The organism is Methylobacterium jeotgali (assembly GCF_022179345.1).
In the GTDB taxonomy this organism is placed as follows: Bacteria; Pseudomonadota; Alphaproteobacteria; order Rhizobiales; family Beijerinckiaceae; genus Methylobacterium; species Methylobacterium jeotgali.
The window spans coordinates 1-18,218 of the sequence record NZ_BPQR01000092.1; the positions used below are offsets into that span (position 1 = coordinate 1).

General features: G+C 70.5%; 20 protein-coding genes. 10 read left to right on the forward strand and 10 right to left on the reverse strand.

Translation table 11 applies throughout. From position 1 onward, the window contains the following. Positions 1-274: 274 nt before the first annotated feature. Entirely contained in the window at positions 275-796 is a 522-nt protein-coding gene (locus tag MFF04_RS21005) for a DUF2244 domain-containing protein (RefSeq protein ID WP_238278833.1), read from the reverse strand. A gap of 20 nt (positions 797-816) precedes the next feature. On the opposite strand from MFF04_RS21005, the gene nth reads away from it, so the two are divergent. Next, entirely contained in the window at positions 817-1,545 is a 729-nt protein-coding gene (nth, locus tag MFF04_RS21010; protein WP_238278889.1) for an endonuclease III, read from the forward strand. Between the two features lie 188 nt (positions 1,546-1,733). Beyond that, positions 1,734-2,528 (forward strand): phosphoribosylaminoimidazolesuccinocarboxamide synthase, encoded by a 795-nt coding sequence (gene purC / locus MFF04_RS21015; RefSeq protein ID WP_017487305.1) that lies wholly within the window; start codon positions 1,734-1,736, stop codon positions 2,526-2,528. A gap of 71 nt (positions 2,529-2,599) precedes the next feature. Here purC and MFF04_RS21020 read toward each other — a convergent pair whose 3' ends face one another. The 3 genes from MFF04_RS21020 to MFF04_RS21030 are packed head-to-tail and all read right to left on the reverse strand — an operon-like array spanning position 2,600 to position 5,785. Further along, positions 2,600-4,660: a glycosyltransferase gene (locus MFF04_RS21020; protein WP_238278835.1), complete on the reverse strand. Its 2,061-nt coding sequence runs from the start codon at positions 4,658-4,660 to the stop codon at positions 2,600-2,602. Further along, positions 4,647-5,279, reverse strand: a complete 633-nt coding sequence (locus tag MFF04_RS21025; protein ID WP_238278837.1) for a hypothetical protein — start codon at positions 5,277-5,279, stop codon at positions 4,647-4,649. The genes MFF04_RS21020 and MFF04_RS21025 overlap by 14 nt, the downstream gene beginning before the upstream one ends. Before the next feature lie 23 nt (positions 5,280-5,302). Further along, a complete protein-coding gene (locus MFF04_RS21030; protein WP_238278891.1) occupies positions 5,303-5,785 on the reverse strand; it encodes an invasion associated locus B family protein in 483 nt (160 codons plus the stop codon). Positions 5,786-6,016: 231 nt separating this feature from the next. Between MFF04_RS21030 and MFF04_RS21035 the strand changes: the two genes are divergently transcribed. After that, entirely contained in the window at positions 6,017-6,394 is a 378-nt protein-coding gene (locus MFF04_RS21035) for a hypothetical protein (RefSeq protein WP_238278839.1), read from the forward strand. An 8-nt stretch (positions 6,395-6,402) separates the two neighbouring features. On the opposite strand, the gene MFF04_RS21040 is transcribed toward MFF04_RS21035, so the two are convergent. Together MFF04_RS21040 and MFF04_RS21045 are read right to left on the reverse strand one after the other, a co-directional pair. Further along, entirely contained in the window at positions 6,403-7,137 is a 735-nt protein-coding gene (locus tag MFF04_RS21040) for a M48 family metallopeptidase (protein ID WP_238278842.1), read from the reverse strand. 50 nt (positions 7,138-7,187) lie between these two features. After that, positions 7,188-8,456, reverse strand: coding sequence for a polyhydroxyalkanoate depolymerase (locus tag MFF04_RS21045; RefSeq protein ID WP_238278844.1), 1,269 nt, complete (start codon positions 8,454-8,456; stop codon positions 7,188-7,190). A 256-nt stretch (positions 8,457-8,712) separates the two neighbouring features. On the opposite strand from MFF04_RS21045, the gene MFF04_RS21050 reads away from it, so the two are divergent. The 6 genes from MFF04_RS21050 (at position 8,713) to rcdA (ending at position 12,977) form a co-directional block, all read left to right on the forward strand. Continuing rightward, positions 8,713-10,098, forward strand: a complete 1,386-nt coding sequence (locus MFF04_RS21050) for an ActS/PrrB/RegB family redox-sensitive histidine kinase (protein ID WP_238278846.1) — start codon at positions 8,713-8,715, stop codon at positions 10,096-10,098. Positions 10,099-10,132: 34 nt separating this feature from the next. Then, positions 10,133-10,735 (forward strand): ActR/PrrA/RegA family redox response regulator transcription factor, encoded by a 603-nt coding sequence (locus tag MFF04_RS21055; RefSeq protein WP_238278848.1) that lies wholly within the window; start codon positions 10,133-10,135, stop codon positions 10,733-10,735. A gap of 126 nt (positions 10,736-10,861) precedes the next feature. Further along, positions 10,862-11,074, forward strand: a complete 213-nt coding sequence (locus MFF04_RS21060; protein WP_373320133.1) for a hypothetical protein — start codon at positions 10,862-10,864, stop codon at positions 11,072-11,074. Between the two features lie 142 nt (positions 11,075-11,216). After that, on the forward strand, positions 11,217-11,456 hold the full coding sequence (gene purS / locus MFF04_RS21065) for a phosphoribosylformylglycinamidine synthase subunit PurS (RefSeq protein WP_238278852.1): 240 nt from the start codon (positions 11,217-11,219) through the stop codon (positions 11,454-11,456). Continuing rightward, a complete protein-coding gene (gene purQ / locus MFF04_RS21070; protein WP_238278854.1) occupies positions 11,456-12,136 on the forward strand; it encodes a phosphoribosylformylglycinamidine synthase subunit PurQ in 681 nt (226 codons plus the stop codon). Before purS ends, purQ begins: the two co-directional genes overlap by 1 nt. Before the next feature lie 316 nt (positions 12,137-12,452). Continuing rightward, complete coding sequence (gene rcdA / locus MFF04_RS21075; protein WP_238278856.1) at positions 12,453-12,977, forward strand: protease adaptor protein RcdA; 525 nt, start codon at positions 12,453-12,455, stop codon at positions 12,975-12,977. Between the two features lie 66 nt (positions 12,978-13,043). Here the strand turns inward: rcdA and rpmE are convergent, their stop codons facing one another. Further along, positions 13,044-13,298 carry a 50S ribosomal protein L31 gene (rpmE, locus tag MFF04_RS21080; protein ID WP_238278858.1) on the reverse strand — a complete coding sequence of 85 codons (255 nt, stop codon included), beginning with the start codon at positions 13,296-13,298 and terminating at the stop codon, positions 13,044-13,046. 158 nt (positions 13,299-13,456) lie between these two features. Between rpmE and MFF04_RS21085 the strand changes: the two genes are divergently transcribed. After that, a complete protein-coding gene (locus MFF04_RS21085; RefSeq protein WP_238278860.1) occupies positions 13,457-15,295 on the forward strand; it encodes an ABC transporter transmembrane domain-containing protein in 1,839 nt (612 codons plus the stop codon). Positions 15,296-15,301: 6 nt separating this feature from the next. Here MFF04_RS21085 and MFF04_RS21090 read toward each other — a convergent pair whose 3' ends face one another. The 3 genes from MFF04_RS21090 to MFF04_RS21100 form a co-directional block, all read right to left on the reverse strand. Then, positions 15,302-16,315, reverse strand: a complete 1,014-nt coding sequence (locus MFF04_RS21090; protein WP_238278862.1) for a peptidoglycan -binding protein — start codon at positions 16,313-16,315, stop codon at positions 15,302-15,304. A 3-nt stretch (positions 16,316-16,318) separates the two neighbouring features. Then, positions 16,319-17,278 carry a MotA/TolQ/ExbB proton channel family protein gene (locus tag MFF04_RS21095; protein WP_238278864.1) on the reverse strand — a complete coding sequence of 320 codons (960 nt, stop codon included), beginning with the start codon at positions 17,276-17,278 and terminating at the stop codon, positions 16,319-16,321. 117 nt (positions 17,279-17,395) lie between these two features. Next, complete coding sequence (locus tag MFF04_RS21100) at positions 17,396-18,217, reverse strand: TIGR00282 family metallophosphoesterase (RefSeq protein ID WP_238278866.1); 822 nt, start codon at positions 18,215-18,217, stop codon at positions 17,396-17,398. Between the last annotated feature and the right edge of the window lies 1 nt (position 18,218).

An 18,218-nucleotide genomic window follows, 5' to 3' on the forward strand; every position in this document is an offset into this window, starting at 1 on the left:
ACCTACAATGTCAAAGAACCCCGACCCACCCAACAACAGACGCCAAGACACCCCGACAAACCGCCGGGACCATCCCAACACCCACCGCCAGAAAAGTCGACCCGCCCCTCACGCCACCAGCACACAAGGCCAGGACAACGAAGACAGGTCAGTCGCCGGTGCCGCTCAGAAGCGGCCGGCGCCGATGAACAGCGATATACGGACGGCGCAGAGACAGGTCAACACCGTTTTTGACAGCCTCGACACAAAAGTCGCGAATGCCGCACTAGGGCGGTCAGAAACCCTTCTTCACCGCAGCGAGCGCTCGGCCGATGCCGTCCGCGACGCGGGTCCTGTCGTCGGGGGAGGCATCGCGGGCCACGGCTACCTCCACGCGCCGGGAGACGAGCGTGAGCCGCTGGAGGCCGAACTCCTCGTCCTCGACGCGGGACAGCTTCGTCCAGAGTGGGTTGAAGCGCCACTCCTGGCGCTCCCCGCGATGGCTGACGCGGGCCACGAGCACCTCGATCTGGGTGATCACGATCTCCTCGAAGGAGCGTCCGCGCCGCGCGCTGACCGAGAGGGCGACGTAGAGGGCGAGCATGTCGAGGCCGAAGAAGCCGGCGACCGGCCAGAAGCCCATCCGCACGCACCAGATCGAGGTCACGACCGAGACGAGGCAGCAGCCTCCCATGACGACCCGGAAGCCGGTCCGGCTCAGCGAGCGGCTCGGCCGCACCGTCGCCGCGTAGACGGGACGCCCGATGCTGTTCGGGTCGAGTCCGTCGGGATGGAAGGACAGGTTGCCGCTTGCCATCCCTCACATATAACGCGCCGATGCCGCCCAGAAAGCCGAGCCCCCGCGGGAAGACGACAGCCGGAGGCTCACTTGTCACCCCCCTTCGCGGGAAGCCCGAGGCAGGGCCCCGTCCGCTGCCGCCGGAGGCGGTGGAGGAGGTGTTCGCCCGTCTCAGCGCGGCGAATCCGCAGCCGAAGGCGGAGCTGCAATTCGTCAATCCCTACACGCTGCTCGTGGCCGTGGTCCTCTCCGCGCAGGCGACCGACAAGGGCGTCAACCTCGCGACCGCGCCCCTCTTCGCCGTCGCGGACACGCCGGAGAAGATGGTCGCCCTCGGCGAGGAGCGGGTGCGCGGCTTCATCCGCACCATCGGGCTCTTCAACACCAAGGCGCGCAACGTGATCGCCCTGTCGCAGGCGCTGATCGAGCGGCACGGCGGCGCGGTGCCTGCGAGTCGCGCCGATCTCGAGGTGCTGCCCGGCGTCGGCAGCAAGACCGCGAGCGTGGTGCTGAACGTTGCCTTCGGCGTCGAGACCATCGCCGTCGACACGCATATCTTCCGGGTCTCGAACCGGCTGCCCCTCGTCGTCGCCTCGACCACCGACAAGGTGCAGGCGGGTCTGGAAGCGATCGTGCCGGCCCGCTACCGGCTCAACGCGCATCACTGGCTGATCCTGTTCGGCCGCTACGTCTGCAAGGCGCGCCGGCCGGAGTGTCCGGCCTGCCTCGTCTCGGACCTCTGCCGATACCCCGCCAAGACGATCTGAGTTCGGGTGCGGTGCACAGCAACCCTGCCCTCACCGGGCAACGCGTTGTGCTGCCTGCGCGCTTCGGGTAATTTCGCCGCCGGTCGCCGGGCGCCCTCGGCAGCGAATGTGTTCCCGCGGCCTGACCATCGAGACGGTCGCCACGCCGCGGATTCCGCACACATCTCGCCGCTCAGGAGGCACGGCTCATGGACTTCCTCAAACCACGGTACACGCCTATGAACCGCCGCCGTCGCATCTACGAGGGCAAGGCGAAGGTCCTCTACGAGGGACCGGAGCCGGGGACGCTCATCCAGCACTTCAAGGACGACGCGACCGCCTTCAACGCCAAGAAGCACGAGGTGATCGACGGCAAAGGCGTGCTGAACAACCGCATCTCGGAGTTCGTCTTCCAGCACCTCAACGACATCGGCGTGCCGACGCACTTCATCCGGCGGCTCAACATGCGCGAGCAGCTGATCCGCGAGGTCGAGATCATCCCCCTCGAGGTGGTGGTGCGCAACGTCGCGGCGGGCTCGCTGGCCCAGCGCCTCGGCCTCGAGGAGGGCACGCAGCTCCCGCGCTCGATCATCGAGTTCTACTACAAGAACGACCAGCTCAACGACCCGATGGTGTCGGAAGAGCACATCACCGCCTTCGGCTGGGCGACGCCGCAGGAGATCGACGACATCATGGCGCTGGCCATCCGCGTGAACGACTTCCTATCCGGGCTCTTCCTCGGCGTCGGCATCCGCCTCGTCGACTTCAAGATGGAGACCGGGCGCCTCTGGGAAGGCGACCTGATGCGAATCGTCGTCGCCGACGAGATCTCCCCCGATTCCTGCCGGCTCTGGGACATCAAGTCCTCGGACAAGCTCGACAAGGACCGCTTCCGCAAGGACCTCGGCGGCCTCATCGAGGCCTATACCGAGGTCGCCAAGCGCCTCGGCATCATGTCCGAGAACGAGAAGGTGCAGACCGGCGGGCCCCGCCTCGTCCAGTAGGCTTTTAGGCATCGCCGATTTCAGCAAGGGGCCGTCCCGCCGGGGCGGCCCCTTCTTCATTGCGAAATGCCCTATTCGAGGTCCTCGCCGAAGGTCGTGAGCGACAGGGCGGGGTGGTAGAACGGGTCGTCCCGGATCACCGGGCGCCAGCGGGCGACGAAGCGGTCCGCCTCGCGCTCGAAGCGCTCGCGCTTGGCGCCGGTCGAGGGGCCGCGGCTGACGGATTCGAGATGGGCGAGCACCGCCCGCGGCGTCCAGACCGTGTGATAGCCCCGGGCACCGAGGCGAAGGCAGAAATCCACGTCGTTGAAATCGATGGGGAAGGCCTCGGCGTCGAAGCCGCCGACCGCGTCGTACTTCGCCCGCGTCACCGCGAGGCAGGCCGCCGTCACCGCCGAGACCCGATGGGCGACCCGGAGCTGTCCGACCCGGCCCGGCGTCTCGGCCGGGCGCCGTCGCAGAGTATGCCCGGCGCGGCCGCCGAGGCCGACGACGACGCCGGCATGCTGGAGCGTGCCGTCGCCGAACAGGAGCTTGGCGCCGACCGCGCCGACCTCCGGCCGCAGCGCTTGGCGCACCATGGCCTCGAGCCAGCCCGGCTCCAGCACCGCGATGTCGTTGTTGAGGAGCACGACGACGGCGCCGCTCGATGCGGCGACGCCCGCATTGACCATGGCCGAGAAGTTGAAGGCCGCCGGGAACGGCACGATGCGCACGCGCGGATCGCGCCGCAGCCGCTCGTAATGGGCGAGGACGCCGGGCTCGGTCGAGCCGTTGTCGACGATCACCAGCTCGATCGCCGGGTATGCGGTCTCCTCCAGCACGCCCCGGCAGGCGGTGGCGATGAGGTCGAGACGATCGCGGGAGGGGATGACGACGCTGACGAGCGGCGCCGGCTCCGGCAGCGGCCAGAGCAGGTCGGCGACGCCGGCCTGATCCACGACGGACACCGAAGCCCCGAACGCCGACAGCCGGCGGGCCAGTGCAGCGCTCCGGGACGGACCGCCGCTTGGGTTCTCCGCCGTCCGACACAGGACGCGCGGGACGCGGGCGAGGCGCCGTGCTTCCGCCACGGCGGCGATGTCCAGGGCCTGCGCCGCTTCGGCGAGAGGTCCGATGGGCAGCCCGGCAAGGCGGCTGGCAAGGCCCGGCGCGAGCAGCGCCGGCCGGCCGTGATAGCCGGTGAGCAGCGCCATCTCCCTATCCGGCCCCGGCTTGAGGACGGCACGGCCATCGCCGGCCTCGACGGAGTCCGCATAGACGAGCTCGATTGCCGGATCGGCCGGCAGGGCCGCGGCGAGATGCGCGAGGGCATCCGGCGCGAGGACGTCTCCGGGCCGCAGGAGGCAGAGCCCCTCCCCTTCCCTCGTGAGATCGCCCCAGGCGAGGGAGGAATGCCAGGGGACCACACCAAGTCTCGCATCGGGCGGACCTTGGCCGGGCGAGCCGGCTCCGAGAAGGCTCAGCCGCCAGCGGCGATGGCTCTGACCGATCAGGCTCGCCACGGTGCGGTCGAGCGCCACCGACGAATCGCTCGCCGGCACGATGACGTGGACGGGAAGATCGGAGGCCGGCGCCTCGGATGGGCGGCTGCGAGCCCGCGCGTAGGCATCGTAGCGCCGGGCCGGAACCACGGCGCAGGCCCCGCGCAGGATGTCGCGATAGGCGCGCCGGTTGCCGCGCGCGGCCTCGTAGAGCGCGGCGACAGCACGGAGGGGGCGCCGCAAGGCGCATTCGAGAATCACGCCGGCATGGCCGCGCCGCTCGACGGATTCGAGCGCGAAGCCCGCGATGCCGCTCGTCGAGAGCGCGATGCCCGCGAGGTCGCGCGGCATCAGCCCCAGCCAGAAGGCCCGGCCCTCGGTGACGCCGGGAAGCGGCCATTCCTCCGTATCGCCGGGCCGTTCGAGGCGCAGGACCGGGCGTCCGGTGCCCTCGGCGCGGTAGCGCAGCCGAACCCAGCGATCCGCCAGGGGAGTGCCGGTCAGGAGGTGTTGCGGAAAGTCGAGATCGTCGGAGCCTTCGAGACGGACATCCACGGTCCGTCCGCCCCAGGGCCTTGCCGGAAGCAGCCGGTCGCGAAGCGCTTCGAGGCCCTCGCGGATCCGGCGGGCGCCGTCACTGCGCGGCACCGGCCCCCGCATCCTCGCCCGCCGTCGCGGCGGCCGGCGCCTTGCGCTTCCGGGCGGGCTTCGGCGCGCCGCTGCCGCCGAGGCTCACGGAGATCTCGTAGTCCCGGGTCATGGCCGGCGGCACGATCAGCCCGTCCTCGACGACCGAGAAGAAGCCCTGCGCCTCGCCTGCCGGCACGGTGGCCGAGACGCGGCGGGTGCGCGAGACGACCGTCTTCTCGTTCTGGCGGATCGCGACGGTGAAGGGCACGTCGAACTTTCCGGGCCGGCCCCCGGGCCCGAGCAGCACGCGCCCCTCGATGCCGACCTTCACGGTGATCGAGCCGTCCTGGAGCCGCGTGCACTCGCGGGCGAGCCGGCCGAGGGTGATCTGGGTGCGGATGCTCGCCGCGTCGCCCATGCGGCCGCCGGCAACCTGGAGGGCCGCGCCGCCCTCGGGCACGTCGATGGTCGGGCAGTAGGCCGCCTCGAGCTCCTTCGGCTGAGACGGCGGCACCGTGGTGCCCCCGTACTTGAAGATGTTCGTGAAGACGTTGCCCTCCTCGGCCGCCGCGGCCGGGATCGTCAGGCAGAGGAGAGCCGAGCCGAGCGGAAGCAGGCCGTGGAAGCGACGACGCATGGGAAACCCTGTGCGGACCATGTCTATTTCAGGCTGTCGAAGCCGTCGCCGAACCCCTTCATCGCGAGGGGGATGCCGACGCCTTCCTCGGGGGTCTGGAAGACGATGAAGGTCGCCTGCTTGCCGCCCTTGAGCTGGCGGATGAGGCCGTCGTCCATCACGACCTCGGCGACGCAGCCCGTGGTCAGGCAGCGCACGAAGCCAGCGCGGCCGATATCGGTCTGGTCGATCTTCAGGCCGAGGCCGGAGGGCAGCAGGATGCCGAGCGGCGCCACGACGCGCAGGAGATAGCCGCGATTGTCGGCGGTCTTCAGCACGATCACGACGAGGGTGAGGTTCGGGCGATCCTCGGCGGCGAGGTACTGCACCAGGGCGCACTGCTCCGCCTTGGCGCCGGCCGGCGTCTCGCAGCGGAGCTGCCAGTCGTCGAAGGTCTTGCGCACCATGCCCTGCGCACCAGCGCCGGACGACCAGCCGAGGCAGAGGGCGAGAAAGGCGAGCGCGATGGCGAACGAGGCCGGCCGCGTCCGATCGATCCTCAATGCCACGCGTCGATCCTCATCAGGCGGCTCGCCCCTGCGAACCGCGTCCGAAAAATTCCCGGCGTTCCGACCACGGGCGGTCGCGAACTGTCAAGCGACGAGGAGCGGCAGATTATGGCCGCAATGTGCTTTCCGTGTGGTGCGGAACGGCCTAGATTCCCCGCGAGCGGGCTTCTCCCGCATGGATCGAGATTGATGCGACTCCTCGCGGCGCCGGCCTGCCTGCTCCTCGCGACCCTGGTTCCGGCCGCGGCGCAGCCCCTGCCCACGGCCGAGACGACCTATGTCGAGACCTCGCTGAACCGCAGCGGCACGCTGATCGTCGAGCACCCGCCGGTGGCGCGCAACCCCTACGGCCGCCGCGCCGGGAGCCGTGCCGAGATCGCCGGCTTCTGCCGCGACGGCGGCTACGTGAAGCGGCACGACGAGTTCGGCCATCCGGTGATCATCCGGCAGCGGGAGGTCTGCGACAGCGTCGCACCCCGCACGCTGGCACCGGGCACGGTCGATCCCCGTCCGGCATGGCCGGCCGCCGTGGTGAGCCGCGAGACGGTGCTGCGTTCGCGGTACTGATCGTCGCCTCAGCCGTAGCGGTGGAGGCTCGCGCCCTGCCGCTTCAGCCAGGCCTCGGCCGCGTCCATGTGCGGGCAGACGCCGGCGACGAGCCGCCAGAAGCGCTGGGAGTGGTTCATCTCGCGCAGATGCGCCATCTCGTGTGCGACGAGGTAGTCGAGCACCATGGGCGGCGCCATGACGAGCCGCCAGGAGAAGTTCAGCTCGCCGCTCGCCGTGCAGGAGCCCCAACGGCTGCGGGTGTCGCGCAGGGTGATGCGGCGCGGCCGCTCGCCGAGCGCCGCGGCGTAGGTCTCCACGGCGCGGGCAAGGTCGGCGCGCGCCTCGCGCTGGAGGAAGTCGCGGACACGGCGGCCGACATGCGGCGCCTCGCAGGAGACCGACAGGATCGGACCGCCCTCCCCGTCCTCCGCGAGCGTCGTGCCGCTGCGGCTGCCACGCCGGACGATGCGATGCGGCACGCCGCGCAACGGCACCGACGCGCCCTCCGCGAAGGGGACGTGATCCGGGACGCGCGCCAGACGCGCAGCGATCCATCCCGCGTGGCTCTCCGCGAAGCGTCTGGCAGTGGCCAGGGCCGTCCGCGGCGGCAGGGTGAGGACGACGTCGCCCGTCACCTGCGAGACCCGCAGGATCAGCCGGCGGGCGGAGGGGCTGCGGCGCAGCGAGACGCGCAGGACCTCCGCTCCGTGCGGAAGCGTCAGGTGGTCGGGTTCGGGTCGGCGCAGGGGCGCGAGCAGCATGCGGCCGAGCTTAGCCGCGAGCCGACGCGTCTCCAACGGTCCCGAGGGTTTCAGCCCACCGCCCGGAGGTAGGTGGCCGGGCGCGCCTCCATCTCGCGGACGAATCGGCCGATCAGCGGCGCGATCGTCGAGCGGAAGCGCGAGCCGTTAAAGACGCCGTAGTGCCCGACATTCTCCTGGAGGTGGTAGCGCTTGCGCTCCGGCGCGAGGTTCGGCGTCAGGTCGAGGGCGGCCTTGGTCTGGCCGACCCCGGAAATGTCGTCGTTCTCGCCCTCGACGGCGAGGATCGCGCAGCGTCGGATCGCCGAGAGGTCGACCGGCTGCCCGCGATGCATCATCTCGCCCTTGGGCAGGGCGTGATCCACGAACACCGTCTTCACCGTCTGAAGGTAGTACTCCGCCGTGAGATCCATGACGGCGAGATACTCGTCGTAGAACTCCCGGTGCTTGTCGGCGGAATCGCCGTCGCCCTTCACGAGGTGGTCGAACATGGCCGAATGGGCGTCGACGTGCCGGTCGAGGTTCATCGCCATGAAGCCGGAGAGCTGCAGGAAGCCCGGATAGACCCGCCGCCACGCGCCGGGGTGGATCGGCGGCACCAGCGTGATGCAGTGCTTCTCGAACCAGGCCGCGCCCCGCTCCTGCGCCAGGCAGTTCACCGCGGTCGGCGAGCGACGCGTGTCGACGGGGCCGCCCATCAGCGTCATCGAGCAGGGGATGCCGTGGGCGCCCCGCGCCTCCATGAGCGCGACGGCGGCGGCTACCGGGACGGCCGGCTGGCAGACCGCCATGACGTGCAGATCCGGCCCGAGGTCCGCGAAGATTGCCGTGAGATAGTCGATGTAGTCGTCGAGGTCGAAACTGCCCTCGGTGATCGGCACCATGCGCGCGTCGACCCAGTCGGTGATGAAGACCTGATGGTCCGGGATCATGGCCTCCACGGTGCCGCGCAGCAGCGTCGCGTAGTGCCCCGACATCGGCGCGACGATCAGGAGCTTCGGCTGGGGCGCCGAGAGCGGATGCGCGATCGCGCGGTCGAAGGCGACCACCCGGCAGAACGGGCGCTCCCAGACCACCCGCTCGCTCACCGCGGCGGGCCGGCCCTCGACCGTCGTGCTCTTGATCCCGAAGGACGGCTTGCCGTAGCGGCGCGTCACGCGCTCGAACATCTCGCACCCGGCCGCGACGGAGCGCGCATAGGGCGAGTAGGCCATGGGGTTGGCGGGATTAGCGAGACCGTACCGTGTCATGTCCGCGGCCATGCGGGCGGGCGTCAGGAGGGCGCGGGCGCTCTCGTACCAGAAGTAAGCCAGGTCCATCCGGCGCTCCGTCACTTCGACCCCGTCGAGGGCAGGCGGGAAAACGAAACAACGCCGAAGGATGATCGTTCCGCCCTGACCGTTGTCTTAACATGGCGGGCTGGATCGGCCGCGGCGCGGCGCTACCCTAGAAATGCCGCCCGCCGGTCCCGGCGCCATGCAGGCGACCGGCGAGCGCACTCCAAGGAACGGGTCGTGGCCCCATCCCCCGGTCGGCCAGGCTGGGCTCGGGGCGCGATCAATCACCCGGCCCGACATGCAGGATGACAGCCTGAGCGGACTCGTCCGCAACCGCCGGCAGGTCCGGCTGGAGACCTTCGTCCGTCTGCGCTGGCTGGCGATCACGGGCCAGAGCGTGGCGGTGGTGGGCGCGCAGTTCGGCCTGGGGCTCTCGCTCCCCTTCGGCTGGTGCTTCCTCGTGATCGCCGCATCCTCGTGGCTGAACCTGGCGCTGCGCATCCGCTTCCCGGCGAGCTATCGGCTCAGCGACGAATCGGCGGCGTTGCTGCTCGCCTTCGACATCCTGCAGCTCGCGGCGCTGCTGTTCCTGACGGGCGGTCTTCAGAATCCGTTCTCGCTGCTGTTCCTGGCACCGGTGCTGATCTCGGCGACCGCCCTGCCCCCCGAGCGCACCCTGTCGCTCGGGCTGCTGGCGGTGGGCCTGTCCACGATCCTCGCCCTCGTGCACCGGCCGCTGCCCTGGTTCGCGGACGGGCGGATCGAGCTGCCGTTCCTATACGTCTCAGGCGTGTGGACCGCGATCCTGCTCGGCACGGCCTTCACTGGCGTCTACGCCTGGCGCGTGGCGGAAGAGACGCGCCAGCTCTCCCAGGCGCTGGCCGCCACCGAGCTGGTCCTGGCCCGCGAGCAGCATCTCTCGCAGCTCGACGGCCTGGCCGCCGCCGCCGCGCACGAGCTCGGCACGCCGCTCGGGACCATCATGGTGATCACCAAGGAGCTGGTGCGCCAGCTCGGCCCGAACGCGCCGCCGGGGCTCGCCGAGGACCTGAACCTGCTGCGCGAGCAGGCCGACCGCTGCCGGAGCATCCTCTCGAAGCTCACCTCCCTCGGCAGCGACGAGGCGGGGTTCCTCGCCACCGTCACCTTCAGCCACATCGTCGAGGAGCTCGTCGCCCCGCAGCGCAGCCTCGGGCCGAGCATCGACGTCTCGACCGCCGGCGAGGGCCCCGAGCCGGTCTGCCGGCGCAATCCCGGCGTCATGTTCGGGCTCGCCAACATCCTCGACAATGCCGCCGACTTCGCCGAGAGCCGCGTCGTCGTGCGGGCGCGATGGACCTCCGACAGCGTGTCGATCGAGGTGCGCGACGACGGCCCCGGCTTCCCCAACGAGGTGCTGCTGCGGGCCGGGGAGCCCTACGTGACGACCCGTGCGCCGCAGAGCCAGCGGGAAGGCGACGCCGCGGGCGCCGGCCTCGGCCTCGGCCTCTTCATCGCCAAGACGCTGATCGAGCGCTCCGGCGCGCAGATGTCGCTCTCGAACGCCGCAGGTACGGGCGTCTCGGGGGCGATCGTGAAGGTCGTCTGGTCCCGGTCGGCCTTCGAACGCGGCGCCTCGCCGGCCACCCTGCCGGAAATGGCGAGCCGGCAACCCCTAACGGTTCCTCCCGTCGCACCTATATAGATTGTGTACCAGCGATCGTGCGGAGGTTCGCAACATGCTGACGGAGTCGGAGTCCTCGGTTCGTCATCCCGGGGAAACGGGACTGGACGAGAACGATCCGCTCGCGGCGTTCGCCGATCGCAGCCTCCTCATCGTCGATGACGACCGCCCCTTCTCGACCCGGCTCGCCCGCGCCATGGAGAGCCGCGGCTACAACGTACAGGTGGCCGAGAGCGTGGTGGAGGGCGTCAGCGCCGTCGAGGCCGGGCCCCCGGCCTTCGCGGTGATCGACATGCGGCTCGGCGACGGCAACGGGCTCGACGTCATCGTCCGGCTCAAGGAGCGGCGGCCGGATGCGCGGGGCATCATCCTCACGGGCTACGGCAACATCGCCACCGCGGTGACGGCCGTGAAGCTCGGCGCCTTCGACTATCTCGCGAAGCCGGCGGACGCCGACGAGATCCATCTCACGCTGATGGCGCAGCCGGGCGAGAGGGCCGATCCGCCGGAGAACCCGATGTCGGCCGACCGGGTGCGCTGGGAGCACATCCAGCGCGTCTACGAGCTCTGCGGGCGCAACGTCAGCGAGACGGCCCGGCGTCTCAACATGCACCGGCGGACGCTCCAGCGGATCCTGGCGAAGCGCGCGCCGCGCTAAGCCTCCGCCGCACCGGAGGCGCGCGCCAGGGTTGCCGGGTGCCCGCCACCGGGCTATGCGCCTTGGCCATCGTGGCGGGCCGAAGGCAGGCGAGCGAACGTGCGTAGTAGCGTCACCATCATCAGCATGATGATCCTCGTCGGCACCGAGGTGTTCGCGGTCGCCATCGCCTCCGGCTGGGCGATCGCCGGCCTTCTCGAGCTCGGCGATAGCGTCGGACACGTCCTGATGGTTCTGTTCAGCGCCGTCGCGGCCTGGACCATGTTCCAGCTCTGGAAGCGGGCGACGGCGGCCGAACCGCTGCGCGGCAGCACGGCTGCCCGCGAGACCCGATCGTGAGTCTTAACGCCGAGTTTAGTGTACGAAATTCAGTAGATCCCCCCAGGCTCTTGCTACGGCATTTTACGGTATGCCTGCGTTGCCGGCGGATCACTGACAGTTTATCACGAATGTCTCAGATCTCCGACCCGAGTCGTATGCCATGAAAGCGCGGATCATCGTCACACTGCGCACCGGCGTGCTGGATCCCCAGGGCAAGGCGATCGAGTCGGCGCTGAAGTCCTTCGGTCTGAACGGCATCGGCAATGTTCGCCAGGGCAAGGTCTTCGACGTCGAGCTGGAGATCGCCGATCGCGGCGAGGCCGAGACGGTGTTGAAGAGCGCCTGCGAGAGGCTGCTCGCCAACACCGTGGTCGAGAACTACACGATCGAGTTGAGCTGATGCGCGCCGCCGTCCTCGTCTTTCCTGGATCGAACCGGGACGGAGATGTCGCGCGGGCGCTGCGTCTGGCCGGCGCCGAGGTCACGCCCGTCTGGCACACCGAGACGGAGCTTCCTGCCGGCACCGATCTGGCCGTGGTGCCGGGCGGCTTCTCCTACGGCGACTATCTCCGCTGCGGCGCCATCGCGGGGCGCGCATCGGTGATGGATGCCGTCCGCCGCCATGCCTCCACCGGCGGACTCGTGCTCGGCATCTGCAACGGCTTCCAGATCCTGTGCGAATCCGGGCTGCTGCCGGGCGTGTTGATGCGCAACGTGAACCGGCGGTTCATCTGCCATCGCCAGCATCTGCGGGTGGAGCGGACAGACACGCGCTTCACCTCCGCCTACCGAGAGGGGCAGGTCATCGACGTGTGCGTGGCCCACGGCGAGGGCAACTACTTCGCCGACGACGACACACTGGCACGCATCGAGGGCGAGGGACGCGTCGCCTTCCGCTACTGCGACGCATCCGGCGCGCTGACGGCGGACGCCAACCGCAACGGCTCCCTCAACGCGATCGCGGGGATCTACTCCGAGCATCGCAACGTGCTCGGCATGATGCCCCACCCCGAGAACTTCGTGGAGGACCTCGTGGGCGGCACGGACGGGCTGGGTCTCTTCCAGAGCCTCGCCGCCTGACCCATCGGCTAACGCTTCGTTAACCTTTCACGATCATAAAGGGACCATTCAACGGTTTGGACGGCGGCCTCTGCGCCGGTTCAGTCTGCTTGATGCCTCCCTGTGACTCTTCGCAAGCCGCCCTCCGGGGCGGCTTCTTTTATGGCGCGGCCTCTTGTTTCAAGGCGCGGCCTCTCGGCATCGCCGTTAACGGTATCTTGCGAGAGCGGTCCCGTCCGGCGCCCGCGGCGCTATGTTTGCTCCAGATCCCGTCGATGCGGGGCGATCGTTCCGAACCGGAACGTGCCCCTCGCGTAGACAGGACAGTGGAGGCAGCATGACCGATCTCGACGTCACCTTCCGGGACGAGCGTGACTGGGTGAGCTTCGGGCAGAGCTACGTCTCGTCGGAGCCCTTCAAGGCGCTGTTCCGCGAGGGCATGGCCCTCGTCGAGGAGACGGCGGCCTATCTCGACGGCGACGGCCGCGAGGAATCGCGCCTCATCTCCCGCGACGCGCAGCTCGGCTACGCGGCCGAGAGCATGCGGCTGACCACGCTCCTGATGCAGACCGCCTCCTGGCTTCTCGTGCAGAGGGCCGTGGCGGAGGGCGAGATCACGCCCGGTCAGGCGCTCGAGGAGAAGACCCGCGTCCGCCTCGCCGAGCCCGACGCCGCCCGCTTCGATCTCGCCGCGCTGCCCCTGCGCCTTCAGGACCTGATGATGCGCACACGCCGTCTCCACGCCCGGATCATGCATCTCGACGCCCTCGTCGCCGACGAGCGGCCGACGCCGGTGCCGCGGGAGAGCCCCGTCGCCCTGCAGCGGGACCTGCTCCTCTCCGCCTTCGGCACGCCGCACTGAGAACGCGAAGAGGGCGGCTCCGGTGGGAGCCGCCCTCTTCGTGGGAACGAGACTGGGGAGAGGCGCTTACTTGCGGCCGAACGGCAGGTTGCCGAAGCGCGAGTTGAAGCGGGAGACGCGACCGCCGCGATCGAGCATCTTCTGCTCGCCGCCCGTCCAGGCCGGATGGGTCAGCGGGTCGATGTCGAGGTTGAGGGTGTCGCCCTCCTTGCCGTAGGTGGAGCGCGTCTTGTACTCCGACCCATCGGTCATCACGACCTTGATGAAGTGATAGTCGGGGTGCTCGGTGCCCTTGGCCTTGGCGGCCGCATTCTTCGCCATGATAGAAACCTCGAAACGACAGGCTGCGCCGACCGCCCCGCCGCACGGCCCGCGGCCATTCAACACGCGCAATCGGATGAAGGCGCGCCTATACCGCAGGGCGAGAACGCGAACAAGCGCTCCGCGCGACGGACGGGAGGAACGAACGGGGATGTTGCATGGCGCGCAAGGCTGACCGGGACCAGGGCCGGGGACGGGCGCCGCTCGGCGCGCTGCGGCCGCTGGTTCCCTTCGCCCTGGCCTATCGCGGCCGGATGCTCGCGGCCTTCGCCGCGCTCACCGCCTCGGCCGGCGCGACGCTGGTGGTGCCGGTGGCGATTCGGCGGGTGATCGACCACGGCTTCTCGCCGGAGGGGCAGGTCCTCATCGACGCCTATTTCCTGGCGCTTCTCGGCGTGGTCGCCGTCCTCGCCCTGTCGAGCGCGGCCCGCTACTACAGCGTCGTGACCCTCGGCGAGCGGGTGGTGGCGGACCTGCGCACCGCCGTGTTCGAGCGCCTGACCGTCCTCGACCCCGCCTTCTTCGACCGCACCCAGGCCGGCGAGATCGTCTCGCGCCTCACCGCCGACGCGACCCAGGTGAAGTCCGCCTTCGGCGTCTCGATCTCGATCCTGCTGCGCAACGCCTTCCTCTTCGTCGGCGCCGTGGTGCTGATGGTGGTGACGAGCCCGAAGCTCTCGATCCTGGTGCTCGCCGCGATCCCGCTCATCGTCTTCCCGCTGATCCTGTCCGGACGCGGCGTGCGCCGGCGCTCGCGGGCGGCGCAGGACCGGCTTGCGGAGGCCTCGGCCTACGCGGCCGAAGCGGTCGGGGCGGTGCGGACCATGCAGGCCTTCGGCATGGGCCGGACCACCGCCCGGCGCTTCGCCGACGCCTCCGAGAACGCCTACGGTGCGGCCCGCGCCTCGATCAAGGCCCGCGCCCTTCTCACGGGCGTCGCGATCTTCCTGATCTCGGCGAGCGTCGTCGGCGTGATGTGGTACGGCGCGCAGGGGGTCATGGCGGGGACGATGACCGCCGGCCAGCTCTCGCAGTTCGTGCTCTACGCCGTGTTCGGCGCCAGCGCGCTCGGCCAGCTCTCGGAGGTGTACGGCGAACTCGCCCAGGCGGCGGGCGCCGCCGAGCGGCTCGGCGAGATCCTGGCCGCGCAGCCGGGGATCCGGGCGCCCGCCGCGCCGAAGGCGCTGCCCGAGCCGCCCCGCGGCGAGATCGCGTTCGAAGGGGTGCGCTTCGCCTATCCGACCCGCGAGGGTCACCCCTCCCTGCACGGCGTCGACCTGCGGGTCGCGCCGGGCGAGCGCGTCGCCCTGGTCGGTCCTTCGGGGGCCGGCAAGAGCACGATCCTGCAGCTGCTGCTGCGCTTCTACGACCCGCAGCAGGGCGTCGTGCGGGTCGACGGGCGCGACGTGGCGAGCGTCGATCCGGAGGCGCTGCGGGCGCGGATGTCCCTGGTGCCGCAGGACCCGACGATCTTCTCCGGCACCGTCATCGAGAACATCCGCTACGGCCGCCCGGACGCGCCCGAGGCCGACGTGCTGCGCGCCGCGCGGCTCGCCCATGCCGACGGGTTCATCACCGCCCTGCCCCAGGGCTACGCCACGCAGGTCGGCGAGCGCGGCGTGACGCTTTCCGGCGGACAGCGCCAGCGCATCGCCATCGCCCGCGCCATCCTCAAGGACGCGCCGATCCTGCTGCTGGACGAGGCAACCTCCGCCCTCGACGCCGAGAGCGAGCGCGCCGTGCAATCGGCCCTCGACACGCTGATGCGGGACCGGACCACGCTCGTCATCGCCCACCGCCTCGCGACGATCCGCAAGGCCGACCGCATCCTGGTGATCGACGACGGCCGCATCGTCGAGGAAGGCACGCATGAGAGCCTGCTCTCGTCGGGCGCCCTCTACGCGCAGCTCGCCGCGCTCCAGTTCACCGATGCCCTCGACGAGACGGCGCGGGGCAAGGAGCCGCGCCCCCGCGAGGTGCTGCCGGCGGCCGAGTGAGCCGGTTCAGCGTTCGGTGAGCTTCAGCTCGATGCGACGGTTGCGGGCGTAGGCTTCCTCGCTCGTGCCGGAATCGAGGGGCTGGAACTCGCCGAAGGCGCCGGCCAGCAGGCGCTGCGGCGGGATGCCCTTGCCCGCGAGATACTGGACCACGCTGATGGCGCGGGCGGCCGAGAGCGACCAGTTCGAGGGGAACTGCGCGCTGGCGATCGGGCGCGCATCCGTGTGGCCGTCAACCCGCAATACCCAGGGGATGTCGCTCGGGATCTGGCGGGCGAGATCCACGATCGCCGTCGCGATCCGGTCGAGCTCCGGCCCGGCCTCGGGCTTGAGCGTCGCGGAGCCGGCGGGAAACAGCACCTCGGACTGCAGCACGAAACGGTCGCCGACGATGCGGATGTCGGGTCGGTTGCCGAGGATCTGCCGCAGGCGCCCGAAGAAGTCGGAGCGGTAGCGGGCGAGCTCCTGCACCCGCTGCGCCAGGGCCACGTTGAGGCGGCTGCCGAGATCGGCGATGCGGGCCTGGCTCTCCCGGTCCCGGCTCTCGGAGGCCGCGAGCGCGTCCTCCAGGGCCGCGAGCTGGCGGCGCATGGCGCTGATCTGCTGGTTGAGGATGTCGACCTGGGAGAGCGCCCGCGCCGTGGCGCCGCGCTCCGCCTGCAACTGTTTATCGAGTTCCCCCGCCTGCCCCTGTGAGGCGGAGCCGGCCTCGGCCTGAGCCTTCAGCCGGTCCCGCTCCGCCTCGACGCCGAGCAGCGTCGTGCGCAGCGACTGCGAGGCCTCCTCCTGGCCGCGCCGGTTCGAGCGTTCCAGGGCGAGCAGGTCCGTGAGGTCGGCGAGCTGGCGGTTCAGGCGCTCCAGCACGCTGTCGCGGCCGGTGATCTCCTGCGAGAGGAAGAACTGGCCCACGACGAAGATCGTCAGCAGGAAGACGACGGAGAGAAGCAACGTGGCCAGCGCGTCGACGTAGCCCGGCCAGACGTTGAGGTGGCGCTCGCGCCGCGCCGCGCGGGACGCCATGGCTCAGGTCCGCTCGCGGCCGAGGCGCTCCAGGACCTGCTTGAGGTCGCGCTCCCGGCTCGCCTGCGCCTCGACCCAGTCGCGGATCATCTGCTGCTCGGTGCGCATGTGCTGCACGAGGCCCTGGATGCCCTCGGCGAGGTTCGTCATCGCCTGGGTCGCGGCGCGGCCGTTGGCACCCTCCGCGACGACCGCCGTCAGCCGCTCCACCGCCTCTTTCAGCTCCGAGACGGCCGGCGCCCCGGTGGCCGTCGCGACGGCGCCCTGCTCCTCGCCCGAGAGCAGCCAGTCCTCCAGCTCGTTGCGGAAGCGGCCATGCGCCTGCCCCGCCTGGAGATCGAGGAAGCCGACGACGAGGGAGCTGGCGAGGCCGAACAGCGAGGCCGAGAAGGCGAGGCCGATGCCGGCGAGCGGCACCGCGAGGCCGTTCTTCAACTCGTCGAACATCACGGCCGCGTCGCCTCCGCCGCCGCGCATCGACTTGATGACCGAACCGACCGCCGAGAGCGTGTCGATGAGGCCCCAGAAGGTGCCGAGCAGGCCGAGCAGGATGAGGATGCCGGAGATGTAGCGCAGCGCGTCGCGCCCCTCGTCGAGGCGGGAATCCACCGTCTCCAGGGACTCGCGGGCGCTCTGGAGCGTCGCGCCCTCTCGCCGGGCCTCGATCGCCGGGGCTAGGGGCGCGAGCAGAACCGGCGCCTTCGGCGCGGGCTCGCCGGCCGCCGCGGCGTTGACGTAGGCGGCCTCGCGGAAGAGCCGCACCACCTGCCCAAAGGCGAGCAGCACCGCGATCAGCAGCACGCCGAGGATGAGGCCGTTGAGGCCGGGATTGGCGAGGAAGGCCGGCGTGATCTGCTTGTACAGGATCAGGACGAGGAAGCCGACGAGGGCGAGGAAGAGCAGCATCCGCACGAGGGTGATGCCAGGCTTCGTCACGATCTGGGACGCAGGACGGGCCGCCATCGCGCGCTACTCTTTCCGAATTCCGGAGCCCCGGCCATTCGGCGCGGCATCAAGCTCGGCGGCACTGTGGAGGCTGGCCGTTACACGATCAAGTCGGGCTTTCGGCAAGGTCCCGGCTCAGTCCCAGGCACGCGGCCAGGTCTCTTCGAGATGCGGCCCGAGGCGGACGGGCGCGACGATGCGGGCGAGCCCCGTCGCATCGTCGGTCTCCACCGCGACGCCGCAGAGCGTCCCCTCCCCCGTCGCGGCCTCGAGGCGGGCGCCCGGCGTCTTCTGGAGGAAGCGGCGCAGGGGCTCGTCTTTCTGCATGCCGAGCACGGAATCGTAGTCGCCGCACATGCCGGCATCCGACAGGTAGGCGGTGCCGCCGGGCAGGATGCGGTGGTCGGCGGTCGGCGCGTGGGTGTGCGTGCCGACGACGAGGCTCGCGCGGCCGTCGACGAAGTGGGCGAAGGCCTGCTTCTCGCTCGTCGCCTCGGCGTGGAAGTCCACGATCACCGCGTCCGCCACCTCACCGAGGGGACAGGCGGTGAGTTCCCGCTCGGCCGCCGCGAAGGGGTCGTCCAGGGCGTCGAGGAAGATGCGGCCCATGGCGTTGACCACGAGCACGCGGGCGCCGCGCGGCGTCTCGACCACGGTGGCGCCGCGTCCCGGCGTGCCGGGCGGGTAGTTCGCCGGCCGCAGCAGACGGGGCTGGCGGGCGATGAAGACGAGCGCCTCGCGCTGGTCGAAGGAGTGGTTGCCGAGGGTCACGGCGTCGGCGCCGGCCTGGAGGATCTCGTCGCAGATCGCCTCGGTGATCCCGAAGCCGCCGGCCGCGTTCTCGCCGTTGACGACGACGCAATCGAGCCGCCAGCGCTCGCGCAGGCCCGGCAGACGGTCGGCGACGACGTTGCGGCCGGGCCGGCCGACCACGTCGCCGAGGAAGAGGATGCGCACG